This window comes from Bradyrhizobium sp. 27S5, from assembly GCF_037217225.1.
GTDB lineage: Bacteria > Pseudomonadota > Alphaproteobacteria > Rhizobiales > Xanthobacteraceae > Bradyrhizobium > Bradyrhizobium septentrionale.
Genome location: NZ_CP147714.1, coordinates 3,061,523 through 3,079,116 on the forward strand (window position 1 = coordinate 3,061,523; position 17,594 = coordinate 3,079,116).

Here is a 17,594-nt window from a genome sequence, read left to right on the forward strand (position 1 = left end):
TTAGCAGAAGAAACTACCCTAGATTTTTGGCATGCCAAATACCAGAATGTCAAGCTGCCTATATTTTTCGATATTTTTCGACATCAAGCGACCTTGACAATTACGTTTTTGGCATACCAAATGCCACGAAATCTGTCCCAGGAGGAAGCCAATGTCAAATTCTAAGGATGCGGTCCGCAAAATTCTCGATGCGGTCAAGGCCGACAAGCGCACGAGTCTCACCGCGCCCGAAGGCAAGGTGGTGTGCGATGCCTACGGCATTCCGGTGCCGAAGGAGGGCGTTGCCAAGTCGGCGGCCGAGGCCGCCCGGATCGCTTCCGACATGGGTTTCCCGGTCGTGATGAAGATCGTCTCGCCCGACATCCTCCACAAGACCGAGGCGGGCGGCGTGGTGGTCGGCGTCAAGAGCGCCGCGGACGCCGAGAAGAGCTACGAGACCATTCTCGCCAACGCCAGGAAATACAAGGCCGATGCCAAGATCGAGGGCATCCAGGTGCAGCAGATGCTGGGCGGCGGCACCGAGGTGATCGTCGGCTCGATCACCGACGGCTCGTTCGGCAAGCTGGTCGCCTTCGGCCTCGGCGGCGTGCTGGTCGAAATCCTCAAGGACATCACCTTCCGCCTCGCGCCCGCGACCAAGGACGATGCGCTGTCGATGCTCGACGGCATCCAGGCCCATGAGATGCTGAAGGGCGTGCGCGGCGGCGAGCCGGTCAATCGCGAGGCGCTGGCCGACGTCATCGTCAAGGTGTCGCAGCTGGTCAGCGATTTCCCCGAGATCGTCGAGCTCGACCTCAATCCGGTGTTCGCCACCAGCAAGAACGCGATCGCGGCCGACGTCCGCATCGTCGTCGACTTCGACTACAAGCCGCGCCCGGCGCCGCGCCCGACCGAGGAGATCGTCGCGGCGATGAGCCGCATCATGCAGCCGAAGGGCGTTGCCGTGATCGGCGCCTCCGCCGAGGACGGCAAGATCGGCAACTCGGTGATGAAGAACCTCATCAACGGCGGCTACAAGGGCGAGATCTACCCGATCCACCCCAAGGCCGAGGAAATTCTCGGCTACAAGGCCTACAAGAGCGTCAAGGACGTATCAGGCGTGATCGACACGGCGGTGTTCGCGATCCCCGCGAAATTCGTCGCCAGCGCACTCGCCGAATGCGGCGAGAAGAAAATCCCCGGTGCGGTGCTGATTCCGTCGGGCTTTGCCGAGGCCGGTGCGCCCGAGCTGCAAGCCGAGATCGTCGAGGTCGGCAAGAAGTACGACATCCGCCTGATGGGGCCGAACATCTACGGCTTCTATTATACCCCGGCCAATCTCTGCGCGACGTTCTGCACCGCCTACGACGTCAAGGGCCACGCCGCGCTGTCGTCGCAGTCGGGCGGCATCGGCATGGCGATCATCGGCTTCTCGCGTTCGGCCAAGATGGGCGTGTCGGCGATCGTCGGCCTCGGCAACAAGTCCGACATCGACGAGGACGATCTGCTCGCCTTCTTCGAGCAGGATCCCAACACCAACCTGATCGCGCAGCACTGCGAGGACCTGAAGGACGGTCGCGCCTTTGCGGAGGCCGCCAAGCGCGTCTCCAAGAAGAAGCCGGTGGTGGTGCTCAAGGCCGGCCGCACCTCGGCCGGCGCCAAGGCTGCCTCGTCGCACACCGGCGCGCTGGCCGGTAACGACAAGATCTATGAGGACGTGTTCAAGCAGTCGGGCGTGATCCGCGCCCGCAGCCTGCGGCAATTGCTGGAATTCGCCCGCGGCGTGCCGGTGCTGCCGACGCCGAAGGGCGAGAACATCCTGATCATCACCGGCGCCGGCGGCTCCGGCGTGCTCCTTTCCGACTCCGTGGTCGACAACGGCCTGTCGCTGATGTCGATGCCGCCGGATCTCGATGCGGCGTTCCGCAAGTTCATCCCGCCGTTCGGCGCGGCCGGCAATCCTGTGGATATCACCGGCGGCGAGCCGCCGATCACCTATGTCAACACGGTGAAGCTCGGCCTGTCGGATGAGCGCATCCACGCGCTGATCCTCGGCTACTGGCACACGATCGTGACACCGCCGATGGTGTTCGCGCGCAACATGGTTGAGGTGAAGAAGGAGATGGAGGCGAAGGGCTTCGTCAAGCCGATCGTCGCCTCGCTCGCCGGCGACGTCGAGGTCGAGGAAGCTGCCGAATATCTCTACCAGAACGGCATTCCGGCCTACGCCTATTCGACCGAACTGCCGGTCGAGGTGCTGGGCGCCAAATACAAGTGGGCGCGCGGCGCGGGCCTGCTGTGATCGTCTGATCCATCGAAGACCACAGGCCGCCTCGGACATCGTCCGGGGCGGCCTTTTTATTGGGTCACCCCGTCCGCAACTTGCCGCCGAGATGAGCGGGAAAGCGCGGCATCGGCCCGATCCAAAACCAGCCCAGGCTTCCTGCTCCGTCTAGCGGGGGTTCCGCGCGCCATCCCTTATCCCGATCGCGTTCGGCCCAGCAAGGCAGCTTGCCTTTCGCATCTGATGTGCTACTGATATGTCAGATGAAGGATGATGGAGGGAGCCGCGATGGAGTTGGCTGCAACAGGGATGACCGACCGCCAGCGCAAATATCGCGCGACCTACCGCGAGCGCGTGGTGGGCTGGTACAATGGCTGGCTGCACGTCGTGCTGATCTACACGATCGGCTTCACGGCGCTGTACGTCTACCTGGCCAATGTGCATGACGTGAAGTGGTGGGAATACCTCACCATTCCGGCGGTCTTCCTGATTGCAAACTTCTTCGAATGGGCGGTGCATCGCTTCGTCATGCACCGGCCGTCGAACGTGCCGCTGCTGCGCGCGATCTACAGCCGCCACACGCTGATGCACCATCAGTTCTTCACCGAAGAGGAAATGCGCTTTGCCGATCATCACGACTGGCGCGTCACCTTCTTCCCTCCCTATGCGCTCGTGGTGTTTACCCTGATGTCGATCCCGCCGGCGATCGTCGCCGGCCTCGTGATCTCGGCCAATACCGGCTGGCTGCTGATCACCACGACGACCTCGATGTACCTGATCTACGAATTCATGCACTTCTGCTGCCACGTCGAGGAAAATGCCTTCGTGCGCAACATGCCTTTCGTCAACACCATCCGCCGGCATCATACCGCCCATCACAACCAGTCGATCATGATGGAGCGGAACATGAACCTGACCTTCCCGGTAATGGATTGCCTGTTGGGCACCTCCGATCTCAATCGCGGCCTGCTCGGCCACATCTTCAACGGCTACAGCACGCGCTACGTGAAGACCGACATGCGACGGACGGCGAGGACGCCGCGGGTCGTGGCGAAGGAGCGATCGGTGCCGCATGCCGCAGCTTGAACCCAATCTCGCCGGCCTCGCCTGGTTCGGTCTGCTGTGGAGCGTGTGCTGCATCGGCTTCCTGCAACTGGCCGGGATGTATCCACTGCGCGGACGCGCCGTTCTGCCGGTGACGGTGACGACGATATTGTGGGTGACGCTGCTCGCCGGCACGCTGGCATTCGCCCTGGTCGAGCTGCGCTGGACCACGGTCGTTGTCGTAGGCGGCGTGCTGTTCCTGTTCCTGCCCGGGCTGTTTCAGGCGCTGCCGGAATGGTGGCGTAACGGACGGGCGGGATTGCGCCTGTCCTGCTGCGCCATGATTGCGGCGCTTGCGCTGCTCGTCGGCGTGGCTGCACCGTCTTTTCACATCTGGATGACCTAGAGGGAGGTCTCGATGCCAAGCCACATCAAGCTCATGCTGTCGCTGGCGTGCCTTGCCACGGCGGCCGGTGGATACTTTTTCATGGTCTATCTGGGACAGCGGGGACCGAGCTTCGCCGTTGCTTTCCTCGGCGTGTTTGCCACGGTCGCGATGTGGATCTTCCCCGAGGTCGTCAAGAAGGACCTCAAGATGCGTCCGCCGGGATCCTGATATGATGCGGCAGCACAGGGAGGAGCCGATGGCGAGCTATACCGGGGACCGCACCATCGACGGCATTTCCGTGCTGGTCGACGGCGCGCCGCTGTCTGCGCATTACGACCAGCTTCGGCTCACCGAACACGGTTTTGAATGGAGCTATGAGGGGCCGGAGCCAGCACAACTGGCCTTCGCGCTGCTCTATGATCATCTGCACGACGCCGCCGCTGCGAAGGCGCTGCACGAAGCGTTCATGCGGCGCGTCGTCGCCAATTTCGACAATGAATGGGAACTTTCCTCCGCCGATCTCGACGAGGCGGTCGCGGCGCTGCGGTCCGGGCGGACGGCCTAACCCCACGCTGATTTTTCCGACAGAGAGCCTTTCGAGATGACCCTGACCTGTCGCGCGGCGGTGCTGCATCAAAGCGGAACGCCGCTTTCGGTCGAGCGCGTTTCGCTTGCACCACCCATGCCGACCGACGTCGTGGTGAAGGTGCGTGCCGCGGGGCTCTGCCACACCGATCTGGAGGTGATCGACGGATCGCTGCGCTATCCCTTGCCGATGATCCTCGGGCACGAGGCGGCCGGCGTGGTCGAGGAGGTCGGCAGCGCGGTGCGTGACGTGCGCGCCGGCGATCACGTGATCCTGTCCTGGAACCCGCATTGCGGGCACTGCTTTCACTGCGACCGTGGGCAGCCGATCCTGTGCGAGACCTATCTCGCCAGGGGCGCGGAAGGCGTGCATTTCGACGGCGCGTCGAAGGCGCAGCTCGCGGGCGGCAGCGGCCTGGCGCATCTGATGTTCCTCGGCGCGTTCTCGGAATATGTCGTGCTGCCGGCGCAGCAGGCGATCGTGGTGCCAAAGGACATCCCGTTCGATCGCGCGTGCCTGATCGGCTGCGGCGTCATGACCGGCGTTGGCGCCGCGCTGAACGTCGCCGACATCGGCCATGGCGATACCGTGATGGTCACCGGCTGCAGCGCGGTCGGGCTGGCAGCGGTGCAGGGCGCCCGGCTCGCCGGCGCCGGTGCGATCATCGCGGTCGACCTCGATGATGCAAAGCTTGGGCTGGCGCGAACGCTCGGCGCGACGCAGGTCGTCAACGCGGCGCGCGAGGACCCGGTCCAGTTCGCAAAGGAGGCGACGCGCGGGCGGGGCGCTGACGTCATTCTCGAGGCGGCGGGCCATCCGCTGGCGTTTCGGCAGACCGCGGAGGCGGTGCGGCCGGGGGGTGAGGTGATCTGGCTCGGCAAGATCGACGTCACGCAAGATGTGAGTTTCCGCTGGGGGGCGTTGATGGGCGAGAAGCGATTTCGCCGCTCGAGCTACGGCGGGGCGCGGCCACGGCGCGACTTCCCTTTGCTGGCGCAGGCCTATCTCGACGGCCGGCTCAAGCTCGACGAACTGATCACCGGCCGCTGCACCCTCGACGGCATCAATGATGGCTTCGAGGCGTTGCGGCGCGGCCGCTCGATCCGGACGGTCGTCGAGTTCTAGGTGGTGTGGACTCTAAGGATTCCCTTTTAGGAGCAAATCAGATTCAAGGCTGCTTTTGGGGAGGCCGCCTTGGGTGTGATGGACCGTTTGGTATTGAGCGACGCGGCGTGGGAGCGGATAGCGCCGCTGATCATAGGGCGCCCCGATCAGAAGGGCTCCACCGGGCGCGACAACCGGATGTTCGTGGAAGGTGTGCTGTGGATCGTGCGTACGGGGTCTCCCTGGCGCGATCTTCCGGAGGTGTTTGGGGACTGGAACAGCGTGTTCCGGCGCTTCAGTCGATGGAGCATCAAGGGTGTTTGGTGGCGGATCTTCGAGGCGATGTCCGATGATCCGGACTTCGAATATCTGATCGTCGATTCCACCATTGTTCGGGCGCATCAGCACGCCGCCGGCGCCAAAAAGGGGGGTCTGAAGATCAAGCGGAAGATCAAGCGATCGGCCGCTCGCGCGGCGGCCTGAGCACCAAGATACACATGGCCGTCCGCGGCTTGGGATGTCCGGTGCGGTTCACGCTTACCGCAGGTCAGAAGGGCGATGCACCGCAAGCCGCCGCATTGATCGAAGGCTTATCCGCCGAGGTCGTCATGGCCGACACGGCCTATGACGCCGACCACTTGCGCCAAGCCGTCGCCGCCAAAGGCGCGCTCGCCGTGATCCCCAACAACCCGTCACGGGCGCTCAAATATCCACTCGACAAGCATTTCTATGCCCAGCGCCATCTCGTCGAGTGCTGCTTCTCAAAGCTCAAGCAGTTCCGCCGCGTTGCAACCCGCTTCGAAAAGACCGCCCGAAATTACCTGGCCGTCGTCACTCTCGCAGCCATCGTCTTATGGATGCGATAAGTGTCCACACCACCTAGAGCACGATCCGGAAAAGTGGAATCCGGTTTTCCGAAGAGATCATGCTCAAACAAAGAGATGAGATCATGATGCGATTCCATGCAATCGCATCATGATCCAAAGCTCTCACAGCGTCGAACGTGCAAAACTTTCGATGTAGTCGATCAGGCTGTCGGACGCTGCGCCAGCGGCGTCGACGCGGCGCTCGGCGACGGCTTCGGCGACGTCGGCATGCAGCCGCGCCGCGAGCGGCAGATCGGCCGCTTCCTTGTAATGCTGGTACCAGAATCGGCGCGACAGGCCGTGCATCAGGCCCATGGCGCGGGTGGCGAACTCGTTGCGTGATGCCGCGGAGATCAGTGTGTTGAACTGGTGATCCAGCCGCATGAACAGCAGATCGTCGGATTTTTCCGCCGCGCGCCGCATGCCGGCGGCGATCTCGGAGAACTGCGCGCGCTGCTCGCTGGTGGCGCGCTCGGCGGCGCCGCGCGCCATCAGCCGTTCCAGCTCGCGCCGGACCTCGAGCAGGCGGAGCTGGGCCCGCAGGTCGATCTCGGACACCAGCACGCCGCGACGGGCCAGGATGTTGACGAGGCCGTCGCGCGACAGCCGCTGCAACGCCTCGCGGATCGGGGTACGGCCGATGTCGAGCCGCTTGGCGAGCACGAGCTCGGAGAGCGCGGTGCCGGGCGGCAGTTGCAGGGTCACGATCAGCTCTTCCAGCTCGGCATAGGCGCGATCGGTGAGGGTGACGTCGCCTTGCGGGAGTGGGGCCTGCGCGGCAGCGCGCGGCTTATCGGCGGCGGCGGACGATCGCCGCGCCGGCCGGCGGCTTCCGGCTGCGCGCGCGCGCACCGTGCTGGATCGCTTGTTCGAATCGGCCATCGGGGTCACGCGTGCTGCTGTACAGCAGATATCTCACATGCCCCGATGGCACTGACAAGGCCAGTCGATCAGCGCTACGCCGAATCCGGCCGTATGCAGCGAACAGCAGCGCATCATCAGTGCGAAATGCTCTCCAGCGTCCGGCCGCGGGTTTCCTCGCCGAGCAACAGCACCGCCAGCGCCGCCACCACGAACGCGCCGGCGCCCAGTGCGAACACGCCGCTCTGTCCCGCCGCAGGCAGGATCACGCCGATCACATAAGGGCCGATCAGTGAGCCGATTCGGCCGACCGCGGAGGCAAAACCGGTGCCGGTGGCACGGACATGGGTCGGGTACAGTTCAGGCGTATAGGCGTAGAGCGCCGACCACATGCCGAACAGGAAGAACTGCATGCAGAGGCCGGCAATGATGAGCTGGGTCTGGTCCGCCGCCGAGCCGTAGAAGTGGCAGGCGATCGCGCCGCAGAGCAGGTTCATCACCAGCGTCGCCTTTCGGCCCCAGGATTCGACCAGCCACGCCGAGACCAGGAAGCCGGGGATGCCCGCGAGCGAAATCAGGATCGTGTAGAACACCGATTTGGTGATCGGGAATCCCTTGGCCTGCAGCAACGCGCCGAGCCACGTGGTCAGACCGTAGAAGCCGAGCAGCGCGAAGAACCACAAGGTCCACAACATCGTGGTCCGCTTGGCGTAGATGCCTGAAAACAGCGTCCTCAGGCCCGTCACTTCGGACGCGGGAGCGGCGGCCTGGCGCACGACCGGCGGCAGTTCCTTGCTGCCGAGACGATCGCGGACCCTGCTTTCAATGTCGCGCACGGTCGCTTCGGCCCGCTCGGAATAGCCGTGGGAAGCCAGCCAGCGCGGCGATTCCGGAACGTAGCGTCGCACCACAAGCACGAAGACGGCCGGGATCGCCTGCAAGATGAAGACCCAGCGCCAGTCGGCGGCCTGCAGCACGAAGTAGGTCAGCAGGCCCGACGCGATGAAGCCGAGCGGCCAAAACCCTTCGAGGAAAGCGATGTAGCGGCCGCGGTTCTTGGCCGGCATGATCTCCGAGACCATCGACTGCGCGACCGGAAACTCCATGCCCATTCCGAAGCCGAGCAGCAGGCGGGATGCGCCGAGCGCGGTCGCCGTCGTGGAAAGGCCGCAGCACAGGCTGCCCAATCCCCAGAAGATCATGCTGACCTGGAAGACGCGGGCGCGGCCGAAACGGTCGGCAAGCAGGCCGGCGGAGGCGGCGCCTGCGAACATGCCGAGGAAGCTCATGCTGGACAGCAGCCCGGTTTCCGCCGTCGACAGGCCGAAGGTCTGTCGGATCGAGCCGAGCACGAAAGTCAGCGCGGCCAGGTCCATGCTGTCGAAGAACCATGCGGTTGCGATGATTCCGAAGATCCAGCGTTGATAGGAGGTCAGCGGCAGGCGCTCGAGCCGTGCCGCGATGTCGGCGACCTGCTGCGCTTGCGCGGTGCGCGCGACGGCGGCCGGAGCCCGGCTACCGGCCGATGCGGTGACGTCGGAAACGGTCATGGCTGTCCTCCCCAGGTGGACGTTGCTGGGCTCTTGTCGGCCCGTCCATGAAATGTCACACGGATAGCAGTGATATGTCAATTGGTGATCAGTGCGGAATTGGCGATGCGAACTCGGCTGCGGTGCCAGATGCGGCCGCGGACAAATCGGCGCGCGGCACGGGCCTGCTGTGATCTGGTCGACAATCGGTGCCGCTTCGGAGGCCCTCCGGAGCGGCATCGCCACCCGGTTAACGGCATCCGAGAAATCGGGGGCTAACGGATAATCCGGCTTTAACGGGGGGCCGATTAACGTCTCGTGGTTGCACGTGCGCGATACCCCGGAAGGTATCCGATGGCGCGTCCGGAGGAGGCGTTTTCCCTACCATGTCAATTCAGCTCGATTCGGATTTTGAGAACGACGATCGCGCGAGGGCGCAGATCGACGCGGCGGTGAGCTATCTGCTCAGGGACGCGACCGGCGTGGCGCGCGACCATGCCGTCGAGGCCATCGTCGAACTGGTTCGCGATATCGCAAGCCGGCCGCCCGGTCTCGACATGGCATCGCGGCAGCCGCTCATGAGCGGCGTCGCCTACAAGGATTATGTGATCGATGCCTACCGGCGCGATGTCGATCGCTGGCGCGCCACCATCCGCCGGTCGAACGGCAAGAAGATCCGGATCGCCTTTCCGCCCTCGGTGCGCGACGACGCAACGACGACGGCCGATGCGATCACCGCCGAGAAGGCCATCGAGTTCGCCCGCCGGGCGATCGATATGGGCGAAGTGATCTGATCCGCACCGCCTGATGGCTGCCGTCGCCGCGAAAATCCACCCGACGGCCGCCAAGCCTATGCTTGGGACGCGCGATGTGCTCCGATGCGACGGCCGCGCCGGTTCCGCAACCGGCCGAATCGTCGATCCATCGCTTCCCAGCCGAGACAAGCCATGCCTTCCGAACTGCGTTCGCCCCGACTCGCCGTCCTGATCGACGCCGACAATGCATCTGCAAGGATCGCCGACGCGCTGTTCGAAGAGATCGCCAAGATCGGCGAGGCCAGCGTTCGCCGAATCTACGGCGACTTCTCCAATCCGCGATCCAAGGGCTGGGCCGACGTGCTGTCCAAGCACGCCATCATCCCCCAGCAGCAGTTCGCCTATACGACCGGAAAGAATGCGTCCGACATCACCTTGGTCATCGACGCCATGGACCTGCTGCACAGCGGCCGGTTCGATGGATTTTGCCTGGTGTCTTCAGACAGCGATTTCACCCGTCTGGCCGCCCGCATCCGCGAGCATGGCATCGACGTGTTCGGGTTCGGCGAGCAGAAGACGCCGGAGAGTTTTCGGCAGGCCTGCCGCAGGTTCGTCTATACCGAGAATTTGCGCGGCGGGGTGACGAGCAATCAGGATGCGGCCATGCGTGCCCAGCCGTTGCAGCCGCCTGACGCCGCGACGTCCATCCTCAAGAAGGTCATCGGCCAGATGGCGAGCGAGGACGGCTGGGTGACGCTTGGCGAGGTCGGACGGCAGCTCGCCAATCTGGCGTCGGATTTCGATCAAAGGACCTACGGCTTCCGCACCCTGGGCGAGCTGGTGCGCAGGACAAACGCTTTCGAGATCGAGTCCAAGGGTGGGACGATGCGAATCCGCGTCAAGCCGGCGGCTGCACCGCAGCCAAGACCGCCAAGACGGCGAGCCGTGCGAAAACCTGCGGAATGAGCGGCCCGCGCTTGCTGTGCTCCGCCTCAATCTGAACCGATCATGAGTGCCGCTCGGACATCATCCGAAGCGGCATTTTCATGTGCGCAGGAACTGAAGGGAATTGCGCGCGGAACCGCAGTCTGCGCGAAAGTTGCGCTGTTGGAACTGGAACGTTCTCACTGCTCGCGATGTTGAGGGGCAGCTCACAACTCGGAGGAGAAGAATGATGAACAAGCGTTTTGCTGTTTCCCTTGTCGCTGCTGCGTCGCTGCTAGCGTCCGGTTCGGCCTTCGCTCAGTCCACGACTGCAGCGGGCGCCGCGAATGGTGCGCGGACCGGTGGTGAAATCGCAGGTCCCGTCGGCGAGATCGTCGGCGGCACAGTTGGTGCTGCGGTCGGCGCCGGCCTCGAGATTCCGAATGCGGTGATCGGATCGATTCCGCGCGGCGAGCCTTCGGTGGTGGTGCGCGAACGCGTCGTGGTCGGCGAGCCGCTGCCGGATACGGTCGTGCTGCACCCCGTGCCGCGCTACGCCGAATATCACTATGCGATCGTCAACGATCACCGCGTGATCGTGGATTCCCGCACCCGCAGGGTGGTGAGGGTCATTGACTGATCGCGCCCGGATTTCTGACTGTCGACATCCTCGCGGGCGCATCGCCCGCGGGGATTCGTTTGTCCCATGAATACGGGCATGGCACAGGCCCGCTTTTTACATGCAGCGAGCGGTTGGCCTGACGGCCTGATCCCCTAGACTGGCTCCAACGAGCGGGCGCGGCCAGCGTCCGCCAAGAGCAGGGGATGGAAACATGGGTCGGAAGATCGCGATCGTCGGCGCGGGTGCGGTCGGCGGCTACGCCGGTGCGCATATGGTGCAGGCGGGTGAGGATGTCACCTTCATCGATCCCTGGCCCGAGCATGTCGAGCACATGCGCAAGCACGGACTGCGGGTCACGCACGCGATGGACGTTGCCGAATTCTCGGTGCCGGTGCGCGCGCTGCACGTCACCGACGCGCAGCAACTGGCGAAGGAAAAGCCGGTCGACATCGCCTTCGTCTGCATGAAATCGTACGACACGGCCTGGGCGACGATGCTGATCCGGCAATATCTGGCGGCGGATGGTTACGTCGTGTCGCTGCAGAACTGCATGAACGAGGAGACGATCGCCGGCATTGTCGGCTGGGGCAAGACGCTCGGCTGCATCGCGAGCAGCATCACCGTCAATCTGCCCGAGCCCGGCCATATTCACCGCGGCGCCGGTAAGGGCGGGGCTGCGCACACCGTGTTTCGCGCCGGCGAGGTGCATGGCCGCATCACCGCTCGGGCGGAAGAGGTTTGCCGTCTCGTCGGCTATTCCGACAGCGCAAAAGTCACGGGCAATCTGTGGGGCGAGCGCTGGTCGAAACTGGTCGCCAATGTGATGGGCAACGGGCTGTCGGCCTGCACCGGCCTGCCCGGCGGTGAGGTGCTGCAAAGCGAACCGCTGCGCCGCTTTTCAACCCGGCTCGGCAGCGAGGCGATCCGGGTCGGGCAGGCGCAGGGCTATCAGCTGGAAGAAATCCTGCATCTGCCGCCCGAGACGATCGCGCGGGCCGGCGAGGGCGATGAGGCCGCGAGGCGCGCCTGCGACGAGCAACGCTTCAAGGATGCCAAGCGCACCTCATCGGCGCAGCGCCCCTCGATGGGCCAGGACATGCAGAAGGGCCGCCGCACCGAGATCGAATTCCTGAACGGCCTCGTGGTGCGCGACGGCGAGAAACTCGGCATCGCCTGTGCGGCCAATGCCGCGCTGACCGACATCGTGAAGCGCGTCGAACGCGGCGAGCTCGCGCCGGATCCGCGGCACATCACCGAGCTGCGGATGAATTGAGAGATGGGCTCCATGCCTCAGCGCTGACTGCCGTCATTGCGAGGAGCGAAGCGACGAAGCAATCCATCTCCCCATGTGTGCGGAGAGATGGATTGCTTCGCGTCGCTCGCAATGTCGGGGGAGATATCGTGGCAGATTGCCTACAGCAGCTGCCTCACCCCCATGCCGCTCATGAACCGCTCGCGGATCTGGACGGGGTCGCGGCGGGTGGTGCCGGTGCCGGGCTTGTCGTCGATGCGGACGCCGATCAGTGACGGGCCTGAGGCCTGTTTCGACTGCTCGATCAGGCGCTCGAAATCGTCCTCGTCGGCGGCCCACGAGCTGTTGGCAAGGCCGCTGGCGAGCGCGAGCCCGACGATATCGGCAGGGCCGGCGGCAGGCGTCGGCTGCGCGCCCGTGATCTGGTAGATGCCGTTGTCCATCACCACCATCGTCAAGTTCTTCGGCGCCAGGGTCGCGATCGTCGAGAGGCAGCCGAGTTGCATCAACAGCGAGCCGTCGCCTTCGAGCGCGAACACGCGCCGGTTCGGCTGCGCCAGCGCGACGCCGAGCGCGATCGGGAACGCAAGTCCCATGCTGCCCAGCATATAGAAATTCTGCGGGCGGTGGCCGGCGGCCCACAGGTCGAAATTGGTGTTGCCGATGCCGCCGATCACGGCCTCGTCCTTCAATTTGGCGACGAGGCGCTGGGTGAGGTCGAAGCGGTTCATCACCTTGGTGTTGCGCGCTTGGGTGTTGGTCATGGCGGCGCTCACTTGTCGAAGGTTTTGCCGCCGGTCAACAGCGGCGAGAGGATCAGCGCCACCGGCGCCTGGGTGGCGACGGCCTGCTTGATCGAGCGGTCGGCGATGAATTCGAGCTCGTCGAGCCGGGTGATGGTGTGGTGCTCCATCGCCAGCGAATCCAGCACCGGGCGCATCGTGCGGCAGACCAGCGCCTGGCCGTAATTGAATTCGCCGAGCGTGCCGCGCTCGGAGACGAACATGATCAGCGGGATCTGGTAGGGCACCGCGAGCGAGGCCAGCACATTGGCGAGCGTCGCAAAGCCCGAGGTCTGCATCAGCACCGCGCCGCGCATCCCGGCCATCCAGGCGCCGGAGACGATGCCGACGGCCTCTTCCTCGCGGGCGGTCGGAAATGTCGTGAAATAGGGATCGGCGTGCAGGTTCTTGATCAGCGTGGTCAGCACCCGGTCGGGCACATAGGGCACCAGCTTGATCTCGTTCCGCTTCAGCGTCTGCAGCACGATGCCGTGCCAGGTCGCCTTGTCCTGAGGCGAGGCTTGTTCCGCGGCCGCCATCCCATTCTCCCTGTTCGCGCGCGACGCTTAAGGCCGCTTGCGACACGCAACTTGACGCCGTGCATGCGATTGTCAACATGCCGCGGCCGCAACGCGATCTGCGGAATTCGGCCATCCCAGCGCCGAACCAACGTGCGATAGAGACGGTAACGATAAAGGGACGGGAGGCGTCGATGGCCGGATGGGTCTGGCGGACCGCCATTGCGGCAGCGGCCATGGTGATGGCCGGCCTTGCGTCCGCGCAGCCGTTCCCGGCAAAGGCCGTTCACATTCTCGTCCCATATCCGCCCGGTGGCGGCGTCGATGTGCTGACGCGGACGCTGGCCGAAGCGGTGTCAAAATCCTGGACGCAGTCGATCGTAGTCGAGAATCGGCCGGGCGCCGGTGGGGTGATCGCCTCGCAGGCGATCGCGACCTCCGCGCCCGATGGCTACAACCTGATCATGGTGGCGAGCGGCCACGCCACCAATCCTTTCCTCTACCCAAAACTGCCCTACGACACGTTCAAGGACTTTTCGCCGATCTCGCTGCTCGCGTCATCGCCGAACGTGCTGCTGGTGCGCGCGGACTCGCCGTTCAAGTCGGTCGGCGACGTCATCGCTGCGGCGAAGGCAAAGCCGGGTAGCCTGTCCTTCGCCCATGCCGGCAACGGCACCTCGACCCATCTGGCCGGCGAGCTGCTCAAGAGCCTTGCGAAGATCGATCTCAACGCGATCCCCTACAAGGGCGGCGCGCCCGCAATCAACGATCTGCTTGGCGGACAAATCCCGATGTCGTTCAACAACGGGCCGGAATCGGTCGGGCAGTTGCAGGCCGGCACGGTTCGCGCGCTGGCGGTGACGACGGCGTCGCGTGCGCCGTTCCTGCCAGACGTGCCGAGCATGTCGGAGACCGTGCCGGGCTACGACACCGAAGTGTGGTGGGGCCTGATCGGCCCTGGCGGTATGCCCGCCGATCTCGTCGCAAAAATATCGCACGATTTCGTCGCGGCGGTGAACACCGAGGCCGTGAAGGAGCGTCTCGGCAAGCTCGGCGCGATCCCGATCGGCTCGACGCCGGAGATATTCGTCGCCACGATCAAGGCCGACTACGACAAATGGGGGCCGATCATCAAGGCCGCCGGCATGAAGGCGGAGTGAGCCGATGGCCGCGTCAGAGATTCCCGCCTGCCTGCCGCCGCTTCCGGTGACGCCGCCTAGGGAAAGGTTGCCGGCGAAGGCCTGCGATACCCATGCGCATGTATTCGGGCCGGCGGACCGCTTTCCCTATGCGGGAGATCGCAGCTACACGCCGCCGGACGCGCCGCTTGCGACCTATCTCGGCATGCTCGATGCGCTCGGCTTCAGCCGCGGCGTGCTGGTGCAGGGCAGCGCGCATGGCCGCGACAACTCGGCGATGCTGGATGCGCTACAGCGCGAGCCCGCGCGGCTGCGCGGCGTCGCGGTGGCCGATGCCGATGTCGCGGCGGGCACGCTGCGGCAATGGCACGTGCTCGGCGTGCGCGGCCTGCGCTTCAACCATTTCTTCCGCGGTGGACAGCTGCACTATCGCGGCGGCGTTCCGCTCGGCGTCGCCGAGATCCACGCGGCTGTGATGGCCGAGCTCGGCTGGCATCTGCAGCTCTGGATCGATGTGAAGGACTTGCCTGACACGATCCCGACGCTGAAGACGCTCGGGCTGCCGGTCGTGGTCGATCACATGGGCCGCACCGATGCGCGCGCCGGCGTCAACACCGAGGGCTTTCAGAGCCTGCTGCGCGCGGTCGGTGAAGGCTGGTGCTGGGCGAAACTGTCCGGCGCGCATCGCTTGAGCCTCAGGGCGCCGGATTATCCGGATGCGCGGCCGTTCCACGAGGCGCTGGTCGCGGCCAACTCCGAGCGGCTGGTGTGGGGCGGCGACTGGCCGCATCCGCGGGTCGAGGGCGAGATGCCCGACGCCGGCCATCTGCTCACGCTGTTCCAGGAATGGACGCCGGATGCGGCGGCCCGGCATCGCATCCTCGTCGACAATCCCGCAAAACTCTATGGCTTCCCAAACTGAGAGCTGTCCGAAGACATGACCGTCAACAACAAGCGCGTGTTCTACGTCAAATACCTCGCCCATGAGATCTACGTCGATATCCTGAAGAAGCGGCCTGACGTCCGGCTCGACCGTCTCGAGAACGACACACCGGAGACGCAGTTCGCGCCGGTTCTCGCCGACGCGCATGCCTATCAGATCGGCGCGGCGCGCGATGAGCTGGCACCGCATTTCCATGCCCATGCCGAGCTGTTGAACCGCGCGCCGAACTTGCTGATCGTGTCCTCGAACGGCGCCGGTTTCGATCCTGTCGATGTCGAGGCCTGCACCGCGGCGGGCGTGCTTGTCGTCAACCAGTCCGGCGGCAATGCCAATTCGGTCGCCGAGCACGCGCTCGGCATGATGCTGACGCTGTCGAAGCGCATCATCCAGTCCGACCGCCGGCTGCGCCGCGAGGCCAATGTCAACCGCAACGACCTGATCGGCAACGAGCTGAAGGACAAGACCGTCGGCATCGTCGGCCTCGGCAATGTCGGCCGCCGCATCGCCGAGCTGTGCAAGGGCCTGCTGCACATGAAGGTGATCGCCTACGATCCGTATCTCACGGCGGAAGAGATGGCGAAGCGGGGCGGCGAGAAGGTCGAGCTCGACGATCTCTTGCGCCGCGCCGATTTCGTCTCGATCTCCTGCCCGCTGGACAGCAAGAGCAGAAGCATGATCGGCGCGCGCGAATTCGCGCTGATGCAGCCGCACGCGTATTTCGTCACCACCGCGCGCGGCTTCATCCATGACGAGAAGGCCTTGGAAGACGCGCTGCGCGAAAAACGCATCGCCGGTGCCGGCCTCGACGTCTGGTCCAAGGAACCGCCGCCACCGGATCATCCGCTGCTGCAGTTCGACAACGTGCTGGCAAGCCCGCACACGGCCGGCGTCACCCGGGAGGCGCGCATCAACATGGGCCGGATCGCCGCCGAGCAGATCCTCGATGCGCTCGACGGCAAGCGCCCGCCGCGCATCATCAATCCCGAGGTGTGGCCGGTCTACGCGAGACGGTTCGAGAAGGCGTTCGGGTTTATGCCGGGGTAGGTGATCCGCGGCATCGGCGCTTGATGTCTCCACGTCCACCGGCCGTGGGCTCCCTCTCCCGCCTGCGGGGGAGGGGGTGGGGGCTCTCTCCGCGAGTCGCATCGTGGAGAGAGCCCCCACCCGGATCGCATCTGCGATGCGATCCGACCTCCCCCGCAAGCGGGAGAGGTGGAGCGTGCCGTGCGGCCAAAAAAACCGTCGGAGAAAATCTCCTTCGCCGGAACCTCGATCGGGACAACAAACCCACTGTCAAACCACCGCTCCGCAACGCGTCCGTTGTTATTTTCCCTGAGATATCGACGGCTTAGGGCGAAATCCCCATTTTCTAGGTGTGCCCGACCATTCCGGGCGCGGAAGGAAAATGTGCCATGCGACAGGTCCAGTCATACCTCCGTGCAGCTCCGGCCAGGATCGGCCGCCGCATTGCGCAGATCGTCGCGATCGCTGCCGCCAGCCTGCCGCAGGCCGGCGCGTAAGTTTTCCACCGTGCGCCGCAACCGCGCGCCGAATTAACTCAACACCGCCTCGCGTCAGTGCTAGCACGTGAACCCCGGGCTCTGCCCCCGCAGCAGGGAGGGTTCCATGTCACGCTTCGTCGTTCATTTCATGAAGGACGTGCTCGGCGGCAATGGCCGCCAGCGCGAGGTCTGTCAGGGCGCGCTCGAGATCGACGCCTCGAGCGAAGGCCAGGCCACCGAGATGGCCAAGCTCAAATTCTGTCAGGAGCAGGCGCTGTGCGACTGGTCGCTGCACGCCGACCGCATCCGGATCGAAGCGGCCGACTTGCAAGTGACCTGACGCTAGTTCGCGATCAGCCGCATTCGCTCTGCGCTCCCTCTCCCGCTTGCGGGGGAGGGCAATCGCATATGCGTCTGTTGCAGAAGTCCGCAAATGCCGTATGCGATAGTCCCGGGGCGAGGGGCGTCTGCACGATTTCTGGATAATCGAAGAATACCGCTGAGTTGCCCGTCGAG

Annotated in this window: 18 protein-coding genes and 1 pseudogene; 15 read left to right on the forward strand and 4 right to left on the reverse strand. The window is 64.8% G+C overall.

Going from position 1 to position 17,594, the window contains the following annotated elements:
- Positions 1–151: 151 nt before the first annotated feature.
- The 7 genes and pseudogenes from WDM24_RS14180 to WDM24_RS14210 all read left to right on the forward strand — a co-directional run bounded on the left by WDM24_RS14180 (position 152) and on the right by WDM24_RS14210 (position 6,251).
- Positions 152–2,281, forward strand: coding sequence for an acetate--CoA ligase family protein (locus WDM24_RS14180; protein ID WP_338831677.1), 2,130 nt, complete (start codon positions 152–154; stop codon positions 2,279–2,281).
- Positions 2,282–2,551: 270 nt separating this feature from the next.
- Entirely contained in the window at positions 2,552–3,349 is a 798-nt protein-coding gene (locus WDM24_RS14185; protein ID WP_338698792.1) for a fatty acid hydroxylase family protein, read from the forward strand.
- Positions 3,336–3,713: a hypothetical protein gene (locus WDM24_RS14190; RefSeq protein ID WP_166293883.1), complete on the forward strand. Its 378-nt coding sequence runs from the start codon at positions 3,336–3,338 to the stop codon at positions 3,711–3,713. The genes WDM24_RS14185 and WDM24_RS14190 overlap by 14 nt, the downstream gene beginning before the upstream one ends.
- Positions 3,714–3,725: 12 nt before the next feature.
- The gene (locus WDM24_RS14195; RefSeq protein WP_338698793.1) at positions 3,726–3,923 is read left to right on the forward strand and encodes a hypothetical protein; all 198 of its coding nucleotides are present in this window, start codon (positions 3,726–3,728) and stop codon (positions 3,921–3,923) included.
- Between the two features lie 28 nt (positions 3,924–3,951).
- Positions 3,952–4,260: a DUF6166 domain-containing protein gene (locus WDM24_RS14200; RefSeq protein WP_338698794.1), complete on the forward strand. Its 309-nt coding sequence runs from the start codon at positions 3,952–3,954 to the stop codon at positions 4,258–4,260.
- Between the two features lie 36 nt (positions 4,261–4,296).
- Positions 4,297–5,406, forward strand: a complete 1,110-nt coding sequence (locus tag WDM24_RS14205; protein WP_338831678.1) for a Zn-dependent alcohol dehydrogenase — start codon at positions 4,297–4,299, stop codon at positions 5,404–5,406.
- A 69-nt stretch (positions 5,407–5,475) separates the two neighbouring features.
- Positions 5,476–6,251: pseudogene (locus WDM24_RS14210) on the forward strand (IS5 family transposase).
- A 123-nt stretch (positions 6,252–6,374) separates the two neighbouring features.
- On the opposite strand, the gene WDM24_RS14215 reads toward WDM24_RS14210, so the two are convergent.
- On the reverse strand, positions 6,375–7,133 hold the full coding sequence (locus WDM24_RS14215) for a GntR family transcriptional regulator (RefSeq protein WP_338831679.1): 759 nt from the start codon (positions 7,131–7,133) through the stop codon (positions 6,375–6,377).
- Between the two features lie 116 nt (positions 7,134–7,249).
- The gene (locus WDM24_RS14220; RefSeq protein WP_338831680.1) at positions 7,250–8,662 is read right to left on the reverse strand and encodes an MFS transporter; all 1,413 of its coding nucleotides are present in this window, start codon (positions 8,660–8,662) and stop codon (positions 7,250–7,252) included.
- Between the two features lie 365 nt (positions 8,663–9,027).
- Here WDM24_RS14220 and WDM24_RS14225 point away from each other — a divergent pair, with 365 nt between their 5' ends.
- The 4 genes from WDM24_RS14225 (at position 9,028) to WDM24_RS14240 (ending at position 12,215) form a co-directional block, all read left to right on the forward strand.
- Entirely contained in the window at positions 9,028–9,435 is a 408-nt protein-coding gene (locus WDM24_RS14225; RefSeq protein WP_166293897.1) for a hypothetical protein, read from the forward strand.
- Between the two features lie 153 nt (positions 9,436–9,588).
- Positions 9,589–10,362 (forward strand): NYN domain-containing protein, encoded by a 774-nt coding sequence (locus WDM24_RS14230; protein ID WP_338831681.1) that lies wholly within the window; start codon positions 9,589–9,591, stop codon positions 10,360–10,362.
- 208 nt (positions 10,363–10,570) lie between these two features.
- Complete coding sequence (locus WDM24_RS14235) at positions 10,571–10,960, forward strand: DUF1236 domain-containing protein (RefSeq protein ID WP_166203874.1); 390 nt, start codon at positions 10,571–10,573, stop codon at positions 10,958–10,960.
- 193 nt (positions 10,961–11,153) lie between these two features.
- Entirely contained in the window at positions 11,154–12,215 is a 1,062-nt protein-coding gene (locus WDM24_RS14240; RefSeq protein ID WP_338831682.1) for a 2-dehydropantoate 2-reductase, read from the forward strand.
- A gap of 140 nt (positions 12,216–12,355) precedes the next feature.
- Here WDM24_RS14240 and WDM24_RS14245 read toward each other — a convergent pair whose 3' ends face one another.
- Complete coding sequence (locus WDM24_RS14245) at positions 12,356–12,958, reverse strand: thiamine pyrophosphate-dependent enzyme (RefSeq protein ID WP_338831683.1); 603 nt, start codon at positions 12,956–12,958, stop codon at positions 12,356–12,358.
- 8 nt (positions 12,959–12,966) lie between these two features.
- Entirely contained in the window at positions 12,967–13,515 is a 549-nt protein-coding gene (locus WDM24_RS14250; RefSeq protein WP_029082310.1) for a thiamine pyrophosphate-binding protein, read from the reverse strand.
- A gap of 173 nt (positions 13,516–13,688) precedes the next feature.
- On the opposite strand from WDM24_RS14250, the gene WDM24_RS14255 reads away from it, so the two are divergent.
- The 4 genes from WDM24_RS14255 (at position 13,689) to WDM24_RS14270 (ending at position 17,418) form a co-directional block, all read left to right on the forward strand.
- Complete coding sequence (locus tag WDM24_RS14255) at positions 13,689–14,654, forward strand: tripartite tricarboxylate transporter substrate binding protein (protein WP_338831684.1); 966 nt, start codon at positions 13,689–13,691, stop codon at positions 14,652–14,654.
- A gap of 4 nt (positions 14,655–14,658) precedes the next feature.
- Positions 14,659–15,555, forward strand: coding sequence for an amidohydrolase family protein (locus WDM24_RS14260; RefSeq protein ID WP_338831685.1), 897 nt, complete (start codon positions 14,659–14,661; stop codon positions 15,553–15,555).
- Positions 15,556–15,570: 15 nt separating this feature from the next.
- On the forward strand, positions 15,571–16,620 hold the full coding sequence (locus WDM24_RS14265; RefSeq protein ID WP_338831686.1) for a hydroxyacid dehydrogenase: 1,050 nt from the start codon (positions 15,571–15,573) through the stop codon (positions 16,618–16,620).
- 582 nt (positions 16,621–17,202) lie between these two features.
- Positions 17,203–17,418: a hypothetical protein gene (locus tag WDM24_RS14270; protein WP_029082305.1), complete on the forward strand. Its 216-nt coding sequence runs from the start codon at positions 17,203–17,205 to the stop codon at positions 17,416–17,418.
- Positions 17,419–17,594: the final 176 nt, after the last annotated feature.

Coding starts and splice junctions, on each gene's coding strand:
- WDM24_RS14180 (WP_338831677.1), top strand. CDS start 152: ATGTCAAATTCTAAGGATGCGGTCCGCAAAATTCTCGATGCGGTCAAG.
- WDM24_RS14185 (WP_338698792.1), top strand. CDS start 2,552: ATGGAGTTGGCTGCAACAGGGATGACCGACCGCCAGCGCAAATATCGC.
- WDM24_RS14190 (WP_166293883.1), top strand. CDS start 3,336: ATGCCGCAGCTTGAACCCAATCTCGCCGGCCTCGCCTGGTTCGGTCTG.
- WDM24_RS14195 (WP_338698793.1), top strand. CDS start 3,726: ATGCCAAGCCACATCAAGCTCATGCTGTCGCTGGCGTGCCTTGCCACG.
- WDM24_RS14200 (WP_338698794.1), top strand. CDS start 3,952: ATGGCGAGCTATACCGGGGACCGCACCATCGACGGCATTTCCGTGCTG.
- WDM24_RS14205 (WP_338831678.1), top strand. CDS start 4,297: ATGACCCTGACCTGTCGCGCGGCGGTGCTGCATCAAAGCGGAACGCCG.
- WDM24_RS14215 (WP_338831679.1), bottom strand. CDS start 7,133: ATGGCCGATTCGAACAAGCGATCCAGCACGGTGCGCGCGCGCGCAGCC.
- WDM24_RS14220 (WP_338831680.1), bottom strand. CDS start 8,662: ATGACCGTTTCCGACGTCACCGCATCGGCCGGTAGCCGGGCTCCGGCC.
- WDM24_RS14225 (WP_166293897.1), top strand. CDS start 9,028: ATGTCAATTCAGCTCGATTCGGATTTTGAGAACGACGATCGCGCGAGG.
- WDM24_RS14230 (WP_338831681.1), top strand. CDS start 9,589: ATGCCTTCCGAACTGCGTTCGCCCCGACTCGCCGTCCTGATCGACGCC.
- WDM24_RS14235 (WP_166203874.1), top strand. CDS start 10,571: ATGAACAAGCGTTTTGCTGTTTCCCTTGTCGCTGCTGCGTCGCTGCTA.
- WDM24_RS14240 (WP_338831682.1), top strand. CDS start 11,154: ATGGGTCGGAAGATCGCGATCGTCGGCGCGGGTGCGGTCGGCGGCTAC.
- WDM24_RS14245 (WP_338831683.1), bottom strand. CDS start 12,958: ATGACCAACACCCAAGCGCGCAACACCAAGGTGATGAACCGCTTCGAC.
- WDM24_RS14250 (WP_029082310.1), bottom strand. CDS start 13,515: ATGGCGGCCGCGGAACAAGCCTCGCCTCAGGACAAGGCGACCTGGCAC.
- WDM24_RS14255 (WP_338831684.1), top strand. CDS start 13,689: ATGGCCGGATGGGTCTGGCGGACCGCCATTGCGGCAGCGGCCATGGTG.
- WDM24_RS14260 (WP_338831685.1), top strand. CDS start 14,659: ATGGCCGCGTCAGAGATTCCCGCCTGCCTGCCGCCGCTTCCGGTGACG.
- WDM24_RS14265 (WP_338831686.1), top strand. CDS start 15,571: ATGACCGTCAACAACAAGCGCGTGTTCTACGTCAAATACCTCGCCCAT.
- WDM24_RS14270 (WP_029082305.1), top strand. CDS start 17,203: ATGTCACGCTTCGTCGTTCATTTCATGAAGGACGTGCTCGGCGGCAAT.